This window comes from Leifsonia psychrotolerans (genome assembly GCF_013410665.1).
GTDB lineage: Bacteria > Actinomycetota > Actinomycetes > Actinomycetales > Microbacteriaceae > Cryobacterium > Cryobacterium psychrotolerans_A.
Map to the genome: position 1 here is coordinate 931,569 of NZ_JACCFM010000001.1, position 16,905 is coordinate 948,473.

Here is a 16,905-nt window from a genome sequence, read left to right on the forward strand (position 1 = left end):
CCCCCAGGCGTCACACCGGCCGCGGCTATTCGTGTAGGCCCACCCTTTGCTGCACACGCTTCATCCAGCGCGGTGCCCACCAGAGAACCGTCTCGAGCGATGTCATGACCGCTGGCACGAGCACGGATCGCACGAGTGTGGCATCCAGCAGGACCGCCACGGCCAAGGCGACGCCAATCTGCTTCATCTGCATCAGCTCGCCGGTGGCGAAGCCCGCGAAGACCAGCACGATAATGAGGGCCGCGGACGTGATGATGCGGCCCGAGCTCTGCAGCCCGGTTTCGATTGCCAGCCGTGTGGGTTCACCGCGGTCGTGATGCTCCTTGATGCGTGCGAGCAGAAACATCTCATAGTCCATCGCGAGTCCGAAGCCGAAGACGAGTACCAGAACGAGCACCAGGGCGTCGACTCCCGACACCGCAGCTGGGTCGAAGTTGAGCGGCCCTGCGAGATTTCCCTCCTGGAAGCCCCACACGAGCACGCCGATCGAAGCCCCGAGTGAAAGCACACTGATCAGGAGGGCTGTGAGAGGGATGACGACCGAGCCCGTCATCAGGAACAGCAACACGAACGTGGCGAGCGCGATCACCATGGCTGCCCAGGGGGCTCCCTGCACCAGCGAGTCGATGTAGTCGACGGATGCGGCATCCGTGCCCCCGACCCAGTTCGGAAAGTCGGGCCGATCGGCTCGGATCTCACGCACGACAGAGGCGCCCTGGTGCGTCTGCGCGGTGACCTGTGACACCCAATAGCCGTTGGCCGCTACCGGGGCCGTGGTCCCGGTGACATGCGGCAACGCCCCGACCTGGGCCGCCCAGGCCGCGGCAGCGGGTTCGTCGGTCTGGCTGACAAGTTCGATGCGAGGCGCAACGGCGTACGGAAAATTGTCGCCCAGCGCGGTGAGAAAGGCGGCCTGGCTCGACGACGCAGGAATAGCCTCATCGCCGCTGTTCGACACGGTGAGGCTCAGAACCGGGCTACCGAGCAGCAGCAGAACGACGAGGCTGCCCAGTGCGACGAGGAGCGGCGCGTGTTGAATCCCGCGGGTGAGTTTCGAAAAGAAGCCCTCGGCCGGCGCGACATCGCCAAACCGGCTGAGCAGAGTGCCGAGCCCGGGAATGCGAGTGAGCAGCCCCGGCTTCAGGAGCCGTTCGCCGAAATAGCCGAGTAGAGCCGGCACCAGCACAAGAGCGGTGAGGATGGCGATCACCACGACCGAAACCGCGCCGATAGCGATTGCTTTGATGATGGCGGGTTCGAAGACGAGCAGGCCGAGTGTGGCGAGGGCGAAGGTGAGCCCAGAGAACAAGACCGTGCGTCCAGCGGTGTTGACCGTCGTGCCGACCGATTGCAGCATCAGTTCGTGGCGTTCGAACGCGGTCTGTTTGATCACCGGGTTCAGCTCGGTGACCCGCGCGCGAAATTCCTCGCGAAACCGGCTGACGATCAGCAGGCCGTAATCGATCGAGAGGCCGAGGCCGATCACGGTGATCACGTTCATCACGGTGATGTTGATGTCGAGCAGGTAGGTGAATGCGAACAGCGAGCCGAGTGCGCCAAGAATCGAGGCCCCGGCCCCGATGAGCGGCATGGCGGCGGCGAGAAAGCCGCCGAAGATGATGAGCATCACCAGGAGGGCGATGGGAAGGGAGATCAGTTCGCCCTTTTCCAAGTCGTTTTGGGCCACGGCGACGAGTGACTTCACAACGAGGGGGTTGCCGCCGACTTCGACCATCGCGTCGGGGGATTGACGACGGATGTCTCCGGCCGCGACGTCCAGCCGGCTCTCGACCTGGGTGAGCAGGCTGTCGCTGAGGGTGCCGTTGGTGGTTTCCATGCTCACCGTGAACAACAGGCCGGTGCCGTCGGGGGAGAGCAGCGGCGCGGCCACGGGGGCCGGCTGCCCGTCTGCCAGAGGTGGAACGGCGAGGGGATCGACGACGGCTGTGACACCGGGAATTGCCGCGAGATCGTGGCTGGCTTCGCTCAGAACGGCGTTCAGCCCGGGGGAGCTCGGGTCGACACCGTGAAGCAGCAGCGAGAGCGACTCGGTATTCGCGTTCTGACTGGTGTTGATCAGGTGCGCCGCGTGGCTGGCCTCGCCGTCGACGGTGGGACCTGCGCTGGAGAGCCGGTCGAACAGGCTCTCACCCGTGACGCCACCGAGCGCAGTGGCAGCGCAGGCGGCGAGGAAGACCACCCAACAGATGAGAACGATGAGACGGTGGCGAGCCATCGCCACGCCCACGGTGCGCAACATGCCGCGCTTCTTTCCCGGTTGGTGAACGTCGGTGATTCGGCCACACTACTCTTGCCGTACCAACTTTTCCCCGAGAGATTCACGCGATGAGCATCACCTTGAGTGCCTTCGTCTCGGCAGCTCGGCCGAACACATCGTAGGCCTCGACGATGTCGTTGATGGCGAATGTGTGACTGACGAATGGCGCCACGGGGATCTTGCCCTGTGCCACCATTTTGAGGAGCGTGCTGGTGGTGTTGGTGTTGACGAGGCCCATGGTGAGGGTGATGTTTGTGATCCAGAGTGCATCGAGGGCCAGCTCGACGCCCTTCCCGTGCACGCCGACGTTGGCGACGTGGCCGCCGGGGCGTACGAGGTCGATACACATCTGGAACGTGGCCGGAATCCCGACCGCCTCGATGGCGACATCGACCCCGAGGCCGTCGGTGAGGGCGAGGACCTGTTCTTTCCAGTCGGCGTCGCTGGAGACGACTGCATCCGTCGCCCCGAACGCCCGAGCGGCTTCGGTGCGGTTGGCATCGAGGTCGATGGCGATGATGTGGGAGGGGCCGTAGAGACCAGCTGTGGCGATGGCGGCCAGCCCGACCGGGCCAGTGCCGACGACGGCGACCACGTCGCCGGCTTTGACGGCACCATAACGCACGCCGATTTCATGGCCGGTCGGCAGGATGTCGGAGAGCAGCGTTCCCTGCTGCGGGGTGACCCCGGCGGGCAAATGGTAGACAGAGGTCTCGGCGTACGGCACGCGCACATACTCGGCCTGGGTGCCGTCGATGAGGTGGCCGAAGATCCAGCCGATGCCGGAGGCTCCCTCGTCACCGAGGCAGTGTGCGAAGACACCCTGTTTGCAATAGTCGCACTTGCCGCAGGCAGAGACGCAGGACAGGATGACCTGGTCACCGACAGCGAGGGTTGTGACCGCGGCCCCGATCTCGGTGATGGTGCCGACGCCTTCGTGGCCGAGGATGCGTCCCGGCGTGACCGCGGCGACGTCGCCCTTCAGGATGTGCAGGTCGGTGCCGCAGATTGTGGTGGTGTCGATCTTCACGATGACGTCGGTCGGGTGCTGAATCGTGGGGTTCGGCACCTCTTCCCATGCTTTCTGTCCGGGACCTTTGAAGACGAGCGCTTTCATGACGACTCCTGACGGCCATCGTGTGATGGCTTGTGATGAGGGGGTGGTACTCGGGAGAGTACCGCTGGGCCGAGGCATTACAAGGGGTGTCTGATCCGCACCCGGGACGAGCGGCGGTGATCGGCGTACTCTCTGTGATGAATGGGAAGTGCCTCGTCGTCTGTCGGCGGGATCGAGCCACGTCGGGAGCACAGATGTCGAAGTTCATGCGGGATGCGCAGGCGGCATGGGTGGCGTTCGCCGTCGCGCTCTTGGGTGTGATCGCGAGCGTGCTTCTCCTGCTCATGTTCGCCGTCGAGCTACCGTTCAACGGACCCTACGGATATGGCGCCGGCTACGAGGTGCTGACAGCCGGAGCGAGTGTGCTGTCGGCCGTGCTTGTTCTGTACCTCAGCCGCATGGCTCGGCCGGGGCCAAGCGCACGCGTTCTCGCCCCCGCTCTCGCGATCCTCTTGATCGTTGAAGCCGCGTTCGCGCTGCTGCTTGTGCTGCACCTCGTCGCCGTCGAGGTGTCAGTGGCGGCGACACTCACGGTGCTCGTTCTTGAAGGAATCTGGTTGATCTGGCTGAACCGTCGACTGGGGCGCTTGGGCGCATTCTCCCCGTTTCTCAGCACGTTCGGCTGGTTGATTGGTGCCTGCCTGACCATTGGGGTGCCCATTAGCGTTCTGGGGCTGCTGCTGCCACCGCTCGAGATTCTCCAGCTGCTCGTTTTGGGTTTCGGAGTCTTTCTCGCGGGCGGAGCCTGGCTGGTCTTCTCGTTGTGGTGGCTCATGGTCGGGGTGCGTCTGCTGCGCGGGCCGCGCAATGGGCAGTCCGGAGATGCATCAGCGGACGAAGCGAACGAATCCGACAGTGCGACTACGACGCATCTGCGTGGACGGCGGCGGGCCTCGATCGCGGCTCCAGCCGACAGGCCCTACTCATGCGCCTAACCGACGGGCAGGCGTTCCTGAATCACGTCGCGATCCCGCTCGATGATGGTACCGATGGGCCATTGCAGTGCACATATTCGTGCTCGATGGGCATACACGGCAGCACACTCGCGGCAGATGTTGGTGCGGGCCAACCCATCGCGGAATGCACGCATGAACTGCTTGATGTCCATCGGCAGGTCGACGACGACCGCGGTTGTCGTCAACTCGCCGGACGCCACACCCGCAAATGAGAGTGAACACTCGCAATCCCAGCTGTCGTCTTGGGCTACTCGGTCGCATTGGCCGGCATCAAAGACGAGTTCACCATCAACCGTGTGTGAGAAGTCATCATCGCGGTCGCCCTGGGTCGTGGTGGTTGCCACAAGTACTTTCATTTGGTCCTCCTGAATCAGATAGGACTGGCACAGCAGTAACGGTACGACCTGCCACCGACATGACATCCCACGACCGAACCGTGCCGAGTCGTCAGGTCCGACGACATGTGCCACAGGTTGACTAAGGCACCTCCACATGAACTGCAGGAATTTGTAGCATCGCGCGCACAAACGCCCGCCCGGCGTCGGTCACGGTCGAGCTGCCCAATCGACCCCGCGACAGCACGCCCAGATCGTGAAACGTGTGATAGCTGTCACGGATCAGGCCGATCACGTCATATTCGCCCATGGGCTGGCCATCGATGGCCCAGCCCAGCGCCCTCATGCTCTTCCCGATGGGTTCCGCATAATCACCGAAGCTCTCATAACGAGCGGATGCCACCTCCAGTGCAAACAGCACGACCGCGTCGCGCTCCGCCTCAGAACGCTGGTTCTGCACCAGGGCCTGTGCCAGGTAGTGCCAGAGGGCGACCGGGTCGCCCAGCAACCGCTTCGCCGCGACCGTCAGCAGCAGCCTGCCCTTGTACTTACGCAGAAGCTTGAATTGCACGGCGCTGGCGCGCAGGTTGGCCACGGGCATCGTCAACTCTTCCCGGTTGAATTTGCCGTGCCACCGGTTTTTCCAGCCGAGCTCGCGCATCGCATCGCTCACCACGACCGGAGGCATCCAGCCAGCCTTGCTGAGTGCAATGCCATCAGTGCCAGCGCGACGCATCAGCCAGACGAACGGCTCCACCATGCGTGCCGCGTCGGCGGGGGCGATAACGGCCGCGTCCAGGGCGGTGCCACGTTGCGCGCGGCGCAAAAGTGATTTTCTGAGGGCGATGGGCACGCGGCCGAGAGTGACGTCGAAGATGGTGGTGGGGCGGTCGGGGTGGGCGGCTTCGGTTGCCGCCCACGCGTCTGACACCGCGGCATCTGCGAGCGAACCGAGTTCGAGACGAAGTGACTGGTTGACCGCATCGACGTCCAGCGCGTTCGGGTCGAGGTTGCGCCAGGAGCCGAGTATGACGTCGACCCACTCGCGCAGATCGTCGTATCGTTCATGCTCCGGATCGTTGAGCGCCTCGAGCACCTCGGCGTAGCCGTGCGGTCCGCCGGAGTCTTCGAGCGGCCCGCGCCGTTCGCCGCGCACGAGTACAGCGCGCGGCGCGGATGCGGCGCCCGGCTCGTCCGCGCCATACTGCCCGGTCTCGATCAGCTCGACCCGGTGGGTCCAGCCGTCGCCAAAATCATACGAGTAATAGAGCGGCCCGGTGAGATCCGCGTACACGCCTGCGACGGTCCACTCGGCCTCGGGCAGTCCGGGGTCGTCGTCGTCGCTTTCCATGCTCCAGTGCAGCGGCTCGCGGCCGATCGTGGGCAGCCCGTGCCGTCCGTCATGCGGGTTGAGTTCGGTGAACTCGTGCAGGTGCGAGTTCTGCCAGCCCATCGCGAGCTGCAGCACAGTGTGCAACTCATCGAGGGCGAGCGAGCCGTCCACATCGACGAGCCGCCAAATCTCGGGTTCGCTCTCGAGCAAGCTCACGCGCAGACGATAACGGATGCGCTCGGTCAGGTCGTGTGGTGTGGAAGCGGCCATGCGTCAAGTCTGGCAGGTTGCGTGGAATTGACGATGCGGGTGGCGGCGATGCCCCTTGACTCGATTCCGCTATTGGAGTCCACTGATAGTGACATGAAAACTACCCGACCCTATGCAATGACCACGCGCGCGGCAGCACTGGACGAGACGCGCCAGCGCATCCTCAGTGCAACGATTGCGCTCAGCACCGAGAAGCTCACCCTCGAGATCGTGCTCGCCGACGTGGCCGAGCGCGCGGGAGTCTCGACGAAGACGATCCTGCGCCACTTCGGCAGTCGTGACGGGCTGCTCGACGCGGCCACCGAGGTCGCCCGTACCGAAATCGAGCAGGAGCGCACCGCTCCGGTCGGTGATGTCGCCGCGGCGATCGTGGTGGTGGTCGATCACTATGAGGAGCGCGGCGACTGGGTGATGCGGATGCTCGGCCAAGAGAATTCCGACGCCCGCGTGCACGACGTGGTCGACCTGGGTCGGCGGGTACATCGTGACTGGGTGCAAACGACTTTTCAGCCGCAGCTCGAGCGTCTGCCGCCGTCCGCCGCCTTGGCCGCAGCCGACCTGCTTGTCGTGGCGACCGACGTCTACGCCTGGAAGCTGCTGCGGCGCGACCGTGCCCTGAGCCGGGTTGACACCGAACTGCGGATGCGCCTGCTCGTGCACGCGATCGTGAATGAATGCGGAAAGCAGAATGAGGAGATGACGTGAAATGTTCACCGTGCTGTTCGTCACCTGGGATGGGGGCGGAAATGTGCCGCCGGCTCTCGGGATCGCCGCTGAGCTGAAAAGGCGGGGTAATGCCGTGCGGTTTCTTGGGCATCCGAGCCAGAAGGCGGCAATCGACGTCGCCGGCTTCGAATTCGAGGCGTACCGACACGCGAAACCCTGGTCTGTGCTCGCCGCACGGTCGGCGATGACGGCGCCGTTCGCCTACGCGGCAGTCTTCACCGACACAGGCATGGGGGAGGACCTCGTCGAATCGGTGCAGCGCACGGCCACCGACCGGGTGGTGATCGACGGCCTGCTCGTCGGAGCGATGGCGGGTGCGGCTCGCGCCGGCATCCCCTACTCGGTGCTCGTGCACACGCTCTACGGCGTCATGTTCCCCACGCTCACCACGGGACCGCTGTCGGTGATCGCGCGCGTCAAGCGGATCAATCCGGGCCCACTATATGCCTCGGCCGATCGCATCCTGGCCGCGACCCTCGAGGAGTTGGACGTCGGCTCGCATGCTGGGGTGGACTACACCGGGGTCGACTTCACCGGCCCGGTGGTGCCGCGAAACCTGCGTGAGAACCCGGCGGCAGCGTCGATCGGCCGGAAATCGGCCTCTGCCCCGCTGGTGCTCGTGAGCCTGAGCACGACCGCGATTGCCGGGCAGCGCGAGGCGCTGCAACGCATCATAGATGCGCTGGGCGGACTGCCCGTGCGTGCTGTCGTCACCACCGGCCCGGCGATCGACCCCGCCGAGCTGCGCGCTCCGGCCAATGCGGAGATGCGCCGCTCTGTGCCGCACGAGCAGCTGATGAGGCAGGCGTCGCTCGTGATCAGCCACGGCGGGCATGCCACGGCCATGCTGGCACTGGCGCACGATCTGCCGCTGCTGATCATTCCGATGAATCTGAGCTTCGACCAGCCGGTGATCGGGCAGGTGATCGCCGAACGGAACGCCGGGCTGGCGCTGGGCAAGAAGGCGACGGTGGGGGAGGTTCGTGCCGCGGTCGAACGGATGCTGGCGGACCCGAGCTCGAACCCGTACCGGCAGGCTGCCGTTCGCCTCGGGGCGCTCGTACGTTCGCAGAACGGGGCGGAAGTGGCCGCCGGCCTGATCGCGGCGGAACGCCCGTGTCCGGCCCGCAGAGGCGGGGCAGTTCGAGGTGTCTCCGGGTGATGTGACAGCGATTTTCACGCCCCATGTGGAACTCGTCAACACGCGCCAGCGCTTCGCCGCGGACGATTTCGTATTCCGTTCACACCCAGTCGACGACCATTCCGGTCTCGTCCTCACCGGTTTTCAAGCTGCAGCTGGCATGCAATTCCACTTCACAGAGTCACATGCTAAAAAACCTCTCGATCAGCCTTTATGAACCACGTGTGCTTGTGAACCACCTGTGCTTGTGAACCACCTGTGCTTGTGAACCACCTGTGCTTGTGAACCACCTGTGCTTGTGAACCACTCAGCGTTTCACCTCTTTCAGCGAGGCAAGCCGGGCATTCGTTTCCTTGAGACTGAATCGTGTCTGCTTCGCAGAGAGAGCGCCGCCAGCACTGCGCGTGACGACGTCCACCGGAGCCGTCCCGCCGCCGTCTACGCAGCGGGGCGTCGCGTCGGTGTCAGTCTCGGACATCTGCTCATGACGCACGGTGAGTTCCCAATCGTCGTCGGGCGTGTAAACGTAGAGAAGCTCGTCGTCGGGCTGCGCGAGCACCGATCCGATTGAGGCCGAGGTCTCATCAGTGATGCCGAACTGCTCGGCGAGTTCGTGGGCGAGCCCGAACGTGAGTGAGCCTTCGCCGCCGTCACTCCACTCCTCGCATTCGAACACATGCGAGTGCGCGTTCTGCCAACCGAACGCGCTCTGAATGATCTCGTGCAACTCGGCGAACGTCGCATGCGCGTTGACCTGCAGGCCTCGCCAGACGCGTGGTCGTGAGTCGACGAGGTCGATGCGCAGCTGTAAAAGCGTGCCGAGCGGATGCTCATTGGTTGGCACCTCGCTTGGCTCCTCGTCCTCCGGCTCCATTTCAGACAGGAGGGGTGCGGCGAGGACCTGCAAGGAATCAGCGATGAGGGCGCGCAGGCCGGCCGGCACCAGGTAACGCACGGTGCCGTCGTCGGCCGGGGTGGCCTCGAGAATGCCCGCGATCTGAAGGTGCTCGAGCACCGCCTGAGTGCGGTCATTCCCGCCCTCGCGTGGGCCGAGATCTCCGATCGTCTGATCGAGGAGCGCTGAAACTGCCGCGTTGCCGAGGCCCAAAAACAGCGCCGGGCGAACTGCGACGGTGAGCTGTGCAATGAGATGCATGATCGTGAGCAGCGCATTCTGGTTCTCGCTCATGATTTCTTCGGCAAACCACTGTTCGAGGTACACCGCGAGGAGATCCATCTGCGCCTCGACACGTCCTTGGGTGCCGGTCGCGCGCCAATGTGCGACCTGCATGCCCGGTCGGAGCGTGGCATCCGTCGTGTCGATCATCTGCAGGTCTACGAGAGTTCGCCACCAGATGGCAAGTGCGGGTACAGCGCTGAGTGAACCCGCTTCGTGGGAGTCGGCCGGGTCAAGGCCGATCAGAGCGGCGACAGTTGCGATATCGCCCGGCTGGAGATCGCCGTCGCTGGTGAGCGGACGCCCTTCGCCAATCCAGTCGAGCAGACGGTCGAGGCCGGTGACGATCGTGAGGGCCTCGAGAGCCGGCCACAGCTCGCTCTCACGCAACTCGGGGACGTCATCGAGTGACGCGAGCAGCGTTGGCATCAGTCCGCCGGGAAAGGCCTCGGCTTGAGCGATGACTTCGAAACTGGCGTCGATCTCAGCGTCGGAGGCACGCCACTGGCCGGTCTCATCGAGGAACTCGAGGTAGTGCAGCAACGTGTCGAAGAGCGTTTCGAGGAGGGGGCCGAGCTTGAATACTGATTCGGCCGAGTCGAGAAGGCTCGTGAGGGTATGCGCGGTGGGGTTGGCGAGCGTTAGCCCGTGGTCGAGCGTGTGGCTGATCCCGAAGAGTACTTTCAAGAAATCGGTGATCTCGTCGGTCGCCTGGTGCTCGGCCAGCCGGTGGTTGTCGTCGGTGTCATCAAGACGTGCGAGCTCGTCGGCCGTAAGGGGAACGGGTGCGGGGCCGCCTGCACCGAGGTCGCTGAAATCACGGCGAATCGCGAGGGCGTTGAGATGGGCGATGTCGAGCGTGTGCAGCTCGTACCAGGCCGGAAACTGACTCGGATGCCGCGAGTTGATTCCACGATACTGGGGCACTGCAATCCGCTCTGAGTGCGAGACTTTCCCGAGTTCACGCTGTCCGACCTTGTCGCGGCGCTCAGCCTGCAGTGGATCTTCTCCTCCTGGCCCGGTTCCTGCCGGTGGGTGCGGCGCTGTCATCCTTGAAGCCTCTCGCCGCATGTGATGCCTCCGACCGCACATGAAAGCTCAGTGACTGCTGCCCGGTGCCGCAAGCCGCAGCCGCCAGCTCACCAATGCGAGGTCAAGAGCAGTGCGCCGCTCGCGGTTCTCCAGATCGAGGCCGCCCAGCAACGCACTGATTCGCGCCAACCGGCTGTAGAGCGTCTGACGGCGGATGCCGAGCGTCTCGGCCGCCCGCGTCTTCGACATTCCCGCGGCCAGATAGCTGTCCAGGGTGAGCACCAGTGCGGCGCCGGTGCGCGCGTCGTGTTCCAAAAGCTCGCCCAGTTGATCGGTGACGAACTGCTCGAGTGTTTCATCGTCCACCAACGACATCAGGAGCTGGTACAACGCAAAATCGGCGGCCAGCACCACAGTCGCCGATGGCGTCAGTCGCAGGGCCATCCGTGCCGTCTCGCGCGCCTGCGCACACGCACTCACGAGCGCGGATACGCTCTCGACCAGCGGACTGGCACCGACAAGAACGCCGCCACCGGTCGTCGACCGCAGTTCACGGCGCAGTTCGTCGGCGAATTGATCAAGCACGGTGCGCACCTCGCGTGGCCGCACGGCCGCGCCAATCAGAATGTCGCCTTCGTAGTCGGCCACCAGCGCCACCCCGAATACTCGAGTGGCTGCCGCACGCGCGGCAATCAGAATGCTGGTCGTGGGGGAGGAAACCGACACGCTCGCAGCCGCCCCCGGGGCACGAGACGGATGCGGCCGATTCGGCACGCACAGTGCGATGGCACGTTGGTCGGGGCGCAGGGTCATTCCGACGCCGCCGGCCCGGGAAGTGAGCTCGGCCGTCGAGAGATAGCGGCCGGTCACCATGTCGCGGAGAAGTTCCGCGCCGGCCACACTTCGGTGGGCGGGTGACGCTCCGTAGCGTTGGACTTCGATGGCGATCAGCGGCGCGGCCGCTGCCATCACCACACGCAGCCGGGGTGTTTCCGCCGCCTGCAACACGAGACGGCCCCAGTCCTCGCCCGAAACCGTGATGCGCGTTTCGACGGTGTGCCGAACGGCGCTCGGCTCGGCCGGGCTTACGCTGGCCCCGGCGACCCGCTCGCCCGGCGTCTCCTCATCGGGTGCACTACCGGCGATCAGTTCACCGCCGGTCGTATAGACGGCTGCCGGACAGCGGGCAATCGCCCCGACGGCTCCAACGAACTCGATCAGCCCCCGGCTGCTTCCGAACGCCTGCAGCAGTTCGTCGCGCATGCTGTCGGTAGCCCGGAGCGCAGTGAGCTCATCGCCGAGAATCAGTGTGTGCGCGGCTTCGGACACATCCACGAACGGCACAACTCCGTGCAGGAGAACAAGCGGCAAGTCAACCCGTCGGGCCTCGGCCACGATGTCGTCGGGCACTGTCGAGAACGTGCGACCAAGTTCCAGCACGAGCGCGGCCACTCCGGCCCGCGCGAGCGTCGCGATGTATCGACGGCGGGCTTCCGGTGCCACGGCCACCAAGCCGAGCCCGGTGGTGAGTAACACCTCGCCCCCCTTTAACAACGGGGCGATGTCATAGATCTCGCTCGTGTGCACCCACCGCACCGGGCGCTCGGTCAGACGCGAACCGCTGACCACTTCGGGTCGAGCGCGTGCCACAACGGGGAGGGCGAGTAGATCCGCGACAGAGAGGGCCATGACTCCGACCGTACAGAGTGTCACGGATCATTGGGGAAGAAATGACGCATTGACTCTATGGTGCAGCGCAGAGACCCCCGTAGGGTCGAGTCACGCCACAGCCACAGCCACAGCCACAGCCACATCGAGTGAGAGAGAGTCGCCATGACCCGTCGCGCACGTTTCCCCGGCACCCCGAATCGACGTTTCGGAAGAATGCTGGCGGTCACCGTCGGCGCCACGATCACGGCGCTGGTGCTGAGCGGATGCGGCGGTGCCACCGGCAACGAGCCGGCCAGCAGCGGCGCAGCGGGGACGAGCACGAGCTCCGTTCCGTTCGTGTTCGGCGCCTTTGCCACCCCACTCGAAGAACCCTGGGACGGCGCGATCCACGCTGCGTTGACGAGCGCGGCCGACGAGGGCACCATCACCTACCAGCACGTCGATAACCTGAGCACGGCCGATGAGATGGAGCGGGCGCTGCGCGACATCATCGGCAGCCAGCATCCTGACATCATCATCGGCGACGCTTTCGCCGCCGAAGACGCCGTACGTGCCGTGGCCAAAGACTTTCCCGAGACCGCCTTCGCATTCGGTTCCGGTGGTGCTGAGCAGGCTCCGAACTTCAGCGTCTTCGACAACTGGCTCCAGGATCCTGCCTATCTGGCAGGAATGCTCGCCGGTGGGCTGACAACGACCGGAACGATCGGTGTCATCGGAGCGATGCCGATTCCCGAGGTGAACCGCATCGTGAACGGATTCATTGAGGGTGTGCAACAGACCAACCCGACAGCAACGGTCACGGTGTCATTCATCAACTCCTTCTTCGACCCGGCGACTGCCAAACAAGCGGCCGAAGCAGCCGTGTCCGGTGGCGCAGATGTGCTCTTTGCCGAACGCGATGGCGTGATCGCCGCCGCCGCCGAGCACAAGCTTCCGGTGTTCGGCATGATGGTCGATCAGCAGTCTCAGGCACCGGATTTCGTGGTCACGTCGTTGCTCTGGAATCTGCGACCCACCATCGATTCCGTCGTGAACGACGTCGCGGCCGGAACCTTCATGGCCAGCAACCTCGGCAAATATTCCTTTCTGGCCAACGGCGGCAGCGACATCGCCCCGATCAGCACGACAACGACGTTCCCGATCCCGGCCGATCTGATCAGCCACGTGGAGAAGCGCCAAGCTGAGATGGTCGCCGGCACGTTCACCACCCCGGTGAATGAAGAAGCTCCGGCCGGTTCCACCACCGTCGGTCAGTAGTGACTATCGGTGTCGTCGGGGTAACGGCACAGGATGCCGCACCCCGTGAGGCCCTGGCCGAGTTGGTCGGGATCACCAAGACCTTCGGGGCGCTCGTGGCCAACGATGCCATCGATTTGGCCGTGCAGACAGGCGAGGTGCACGCGCTTCTCGGCGAGAACGGCGCCGGTAAGAGCACACTGACCCGCATCCTCTACGGCTTGAGCCAGCCCGATCGTGGCGAGATTCGCATCAACGGGCAGAGAGTGCGCATCTCCTCGCCGGCCGACGCGATGGCCGCCGGAATCGGCATGGTGACGCAGGAATTCTCGCTGGTCGACACCATGACCGTCACCGAAAATCTGATGCTCGCGGGGGTCGGCCTCGGCGCGATCAATCGCGGCGCAGCGCGGGCGCGAGTCTTGGCAGCCGCCACCCGTATCGGCGTCACGATTGACCCGGATGCCGTGATCGAAACGCTCTCGGTCGGCGAACGTCAGCGAGTCGAGATCGTCAAGGCACTCTTTCACGACTGCCGGTTGCTGATCCTCGACGAACCAACAGCGGTTCTCGTGCCGCAGGACGTCGAGGTGTTGTTCGCGTCAATTCGACGGCTCACTGCTGCGGGAATGGGCGTCATCTTCATTTCGCACAAACTTCATGAGGTGGTGGCTATCGCCGACCGCGTGAGCATTCTGCGGCGCGGTCGTATCGTCGCCAGTGTGCCGGCGGCAGGCCTGGCTCCGCGGCAGATCGCAGCAATGATGGTCGGTGCGGATGCCGTCGCCGCGACCTCCGAAGACGACGTCGACGCCCTCGCCACGGTGGTCGGGCTGAGGCCCGACGAAGAAGCAGACACCGCTGGGTGGGCCTCCGAACGGACCTCCGAGCATCCTGCCCCCGTAGTCGTGCCGTCGGGTCTCGGGCCCGCTCTCGCCATTCGCGAATTGACTCTCGCGGGGTCGGCCAAACCGTTACTCGACAACGTCTCGATCACCGTCGCGGCTGGTGAAATCGTGGGTGTCGCCGGCGTCTCGGGCAACGGCCAAACTGAGCTGGTTTCGGTGCTCGGCGGAATGATCGAAGCCAGCAGCGGAACGGTGCATGTCGGCCCGATCGATGTCACCACCGCCGGAGTCACCGAACGGCTCCGCGCGGGGCTCGGGCGACTCACTGAAGACCGCCGGGGGAGCGTGATGCCGAACCTCACGGTTGAGCAGAACCTGGTCCTCGAAGACCTCGACCAGTTTCGGGTGGGCCCGTTTCTTGGCCGCCGTCGAATGCGGGCGCATGTGGCCGAGCTGATGCGCCGGTTCGACATTCGGGCCAACGCGTCAGATCCGATCCGTTCGCTCTCGGGCGGCAACATGCAGAAGGTGCTGTTGGCACGAGCGATCGCCCGCAACCCGCGAGCCCTGGTCGCCGCCCAGCCCACACGCGGCCTCGATATCGGGGCGTGTGAGTATGTCTACTCCCAGTTGCGCGCGCTGCGCGACGACGGTGCCGGAGTGCTGCTCATCTCGGAAGATCTTGACGAACTGCTGGGCCTCTGCGACCGCATTGTGGTTCTGTTCTCGGGCCGGATCATCGGTGAGATGCCCGCCGCCGATGCGTCGCGCGAACAGCTGGGTGTTCTGATGATGGGGCAGGCGTCGTGAAGATTCTGAGGCGCGCGAGCGAGTCCCGCTGGCTCACGCTGGTGGCGATCCTGGTCGCCGTCATTCTCACCCTCGTGCTCACCGCGGGCCCGATCCGGCTGGCCGGCGCAAACCCCGTGGCCGCCTTCGAACGCTATCTGATCACCCCACTGACCAGCCTCGCCGGAATCGGCGAGGTGCTGCTGGCCGCAACGCCGCTGATTTTCACCGGTTTGGCCGTCGCGATAGCCTTTCGGGTCGGCTATTTCAACATCGGTGCAGAAGGCCAATTTTTGGCTGGCACGATTGCGGCGACGATCCCGGCGCTCTACCTGCGGGATGCCCCGTCGGTGCTGGCGCTTCCGCTGGCACTCGGCGCGGGGGCGCTCGGCGGTGCGGTCTGGGCCTGGTTGCCGGCCTGGTTGAAACGAAACGTCGGCATCGATGAGGTGGTCACCACTCTGCTGCTGAACCCGGTCGCCCTCTTGCTCGTGCAGGGGTTGCTGAATGGGCCGTGGCGCAACTCGACAACCGGCTTTCCGGACTCCGACCGGTTTGGGGCCGGCTATGAGCTGCCACGTCTACTCGATGGTTCACGCGTGCATTGGGGGCTTATCATCGCCATCGTGCTGGTGATCGTAACCGGCGTGATCATGGCTTTCACCCCGCTCGGTTTGCGCCTGCGCGCCGCCGGGCAGGCCCCGGGAGCCGCCCGATTCTCGGGCATCCCGGTCGACTCTCTGAAATGGCGTGCTGCACTCGTCTCCGGTGCGATCGCGGGCCTGGGGGGAGCCAGTCAGGTGCTCGGCGTGCAGCATCAGCTCACGGCGACGATCTCGAACGGCTACGGCTACACGGGTATCGTCGTGGCGACGCTCGGGGCGCTCTCGGCCGGCGGTGTGTTGCTCGTGGCGATTCTGCTCGGCGACATCGCGGTAGGCGCCCAGAACGCGTCAATTGTGTTGCACGTGCCCACTCAGATGGGCGCGATCGTCAGTTCGACCCTGCTCCTCACGGTCGTGGCGGCGCTGTCGGCGCGCCACTACCGAGTGGTTCGAGTGAAACGGAGGGCCCCCTGATGGACTTTCCTCTGATCGCCGTGCTGGCAGCCTCGCTGACCATCGCGACGCCGCTCGTCTGGGCGGCTCTCGGGGCCATTCTGAACGAACGTGCCGGCATCATGAACCTCGGCATTGAGGGCACCATGTATGCGGGGGCGTTCGTGGGCTTTCTCATCGCGGCCACCTCGGGTTCCGCATGGCTTGGCTTGGGGGCGGCTGTTGTGGCCGGAGTTATGGCCGGTGCGCTGATGGCGCTCCTCACCGTGACGTTGGGAGTGAACCAACACGTCGCCGGCATCGGGGTGACACTGCTCTTGATCGCCGCCAGCGATTTCACCAACCGTCTGCTCTTCGCGACCGGTTCGCAGGAGGTCACCGCCAAGTTCTCCCGCCTTTTTAGCGGGATCCCCTTCTTCGCCCAGTACCCGATGACCTACCTGGCATTTCTGGTGCTTGCTCCCGTGCTGTGGTGGGTGTTGCGCTCCAGCGGCTTCGGTATGCGGCTGCGCGCCGTGGGGGAGAACCCCGAGGCCGCGGATGCCGCGGGTATCCCGGTTGCCCGCACGCGTTATGCGGCGCTCATGGCCGGTGGCGGACTCATGGCCATTGGCGGTGCCTTTCTGACCGTGTCGCTGCTCGGTAGCTTCACCTTGGATATCGTGAGCGGGCGCGGCTGGATATGCATCGCCCTGGTGATCTTCGGGCGCTGGCGCGTCTGGCCGGTTGTCGCCGGTGCGCTGTTGTTCGGGTTCGCCGATGCGTTGCAACTGCAACTCGCGATCACCCCGCTGTTCAGCGGTATCCCGAACGAGCTACTAATCGCCTTCCCTTATCTTGTCGTCATCGGCGCACTGGTGATCTGGGGTCGTGGTGTTCGCTATCCGGGCGCCTATCTGAAGCCCTACCGCCGTGCCTGACCGCAGCCGGCTGCAGGG

Annotated in this window: 13 protein-coding genes; 7 read left to right on the forward strand and 6 right to left on the reverse strand. The window is 64.9% G+C overall.

Going from position 1 to position 16,905, the window contains the following annotated elements; genetic code table 11:
* Nucleotides 1-25: 25 nt before the first annotated feature.
* Entirely contained in the window at nucleotides 26-2,260 is a 2,235-nt protein-coding gene (locus HNR05_RS04230; protein WP_179577884.1) for an MMPL family transporter, read from the reverse strand.
* 79 nt (nucleotides 2,261-2,339) lie between these two features.
* A complete protein-coding gene (locus tag HNR05_RS04235) occupies nucleotides 2,340-3,395 on the reverse strand; it encodes a zinc-dependent alcohol dehydrogenase family protein (RefSeq protein ID WP_179577885.1) in 1,056 nt (351 codons plus the stop codon).
* Nucleotides 3,396-3,589: 194 nt separating this feature from the next.
* Between HNR05_RS04235 and HNR05_RS04240 the strand changes: the two genes are divergently transcribed.
* Nucleotides 3,590-4,330, forward strand: a complete 741-nt coding sequence (locus HNR05_RS04240; protein WP_179577886.1) for a hypothetical protein — start codon at nucleotides 3,590-3,592, stop codon at nucleotides 4,328-4,330.
* Here the strand turns inward: HNR05_RS04240 and HNR05_RS04245 are convergent.
* Together HNR05_RS04245 and HNR05_RS04250 are read right to left on the reverse strand one after the other, a co-directional pair.
* Entirely contained in the window at nucleotides 4,327-4,707 is a 381-nt protein-coding gene (locus HNR05_RS04245; RefSeq protein ID WP_179577887.1) for a DUF7715 family protein, read from the reverse strand. The genes HNR05_RS04240 and HNR05_RS04245 overlap by 4 nt on opposite strands.
* Nucleotides 4,708-4,828: 121 nt before the next feature.
* Complete coding sequence (locus tag HNR05_RS04250; protein ID WP_179577888.1) at nucleotides 4,829-6,289, reverse strand: plasmid pRiA4b ORF-3 family protein; 1,461 nt, start codon at nucleotides 6,287-6,289, stop codon at nucleotides 4,829-4,831.
* Between the two features lie 93 nt (nucleotides 6,290-6,382).
* Here HNR05_RS04250 and HNR05_RS04255 point away from each other — a divergent pair, with 93 nt between their 5' ends.
* A complete protein-coding gene (locus tag HNR05_RS04255; RefSeq protein ID WP_179577889.1) occupies nucleotides 6,383-6,994 on the forward strand; it encodes a TetR/AcrR family transcriptional regulator in 612 nt (203 codons plus the stop codon).
* Between the two features lies 1 nt (nucleotide 6,995).
* Nucleotides 6,996-8,177, forward strand: a complete 1,182-nt coding sequence (locus tag HNR05_RS04260; RefSeq protein ID WP_179577890.1) for a glycosyltransferase — start codon at nucleotides 6,996-6,998, stop codon at nucleotides 8,175-8,177.
* Between the two features lie 286 nt (nucleotides 8,178-8,463).
* Here HNR05_RS04260 and HNR05_RS04265 read toward each other — a convergent pair whose 3' ends face one another.
* Nucleotides 8,464-10,383, reverse strand: coding sequence for a plasmid pRiA4b ORF-3 family protein (locus tag HNR05_RS04265; protein WP_179577891.1), 1,920 nt, complete (start codon nucleotides 10,381-10,383; stop codon nucleotides 8,464-8,466).
* A 48-nt stretch (nucleotides 10,384-10,431) separates the two neighbouring features.
* The gene (locus tag HNR05_RS04270; RefSeq protein WP_179577892.1) at nucleotides 10,432-12,054 is read right to left on the reverse strand and encodes a PucR family transcriptional regulator; all 1,623 of its coding nucleotides are present in this window, start codon (nucleotides 12,052-12,054) and stop codon (nucleotides 10,432-10,434) included.
* Nucleotides 12,055-12,198: 144 nt separating this feature from the next.
* On the opposite strand from HNR05_RS04270, the gene HNR05_RS04275 reads away from it, so the two are divergent.
* Genes HNR05_RS04275 through HNR05_RS04290 form a run of 4 tightly spaced genes read left to right on the forward strand, consistent with a single transcriptional unit; the run spans nucleotide 12,199 to nucleotide 16,887 of the window.
* Nucleotides 12,199-13,293: a BMP family protein gene (locus HNR05_RS04275; RefSeq protein WP_179577893.1), complete on the forward strand. Its 1,095-nt coding sequence runs from the start codon at nucleotides 12,199-12,201 to the stop codon at nucleotides 13,291-13,293.
* On the forward strand, nucleotides 13,293-14,930 hold the full coding sequence (locus tag HNR05_RS04280) for an ATP-binding cassette domain-containing protein (RefSeq protein WP_218868808.1): 1,638 nt from the start codon (nucleotides 13,293-13,295) through the stop codon (nucleotides 14,928-14,930). The genes HNR05_RS04275 and HNR05_RS04280 overlap by 1 nt, the downstream gene beginning before the upstream one ends.
* Nucleotides 14,927-15,988, forward strand: a complete 1,062-nt coding sequence (locus HNR05_RS04285) for an ABC transporter permease subunit (protein ID WP_179577894.1) — start codon at nucleotides 14,927-14,929, stop codon at nucleotides 15,986-15,988. Before HNR05_RS04280 ends, HNR05_RS04285 begins: the two co-directional genes overlap by 4 nt.
* Nucleotides 15,988-16,887: an ABC transporter permease gene (locus HNR05_RS04290; RefSeq protein WP_179577895.1), complete on the forward strand. Its 900-nt coding sequence runs from the start codon at nucleotides 15,988-15,990 to the stop codon at nucleotides 16,885-16,887. The genes HNR05_RS04285 and HNR05_RS04290 overlap by 1 nt, the downstream gene beginning before the upstream one ends.
* Nucleotides 16,888-16,905 lie beyond the last annotated feature (18 nt).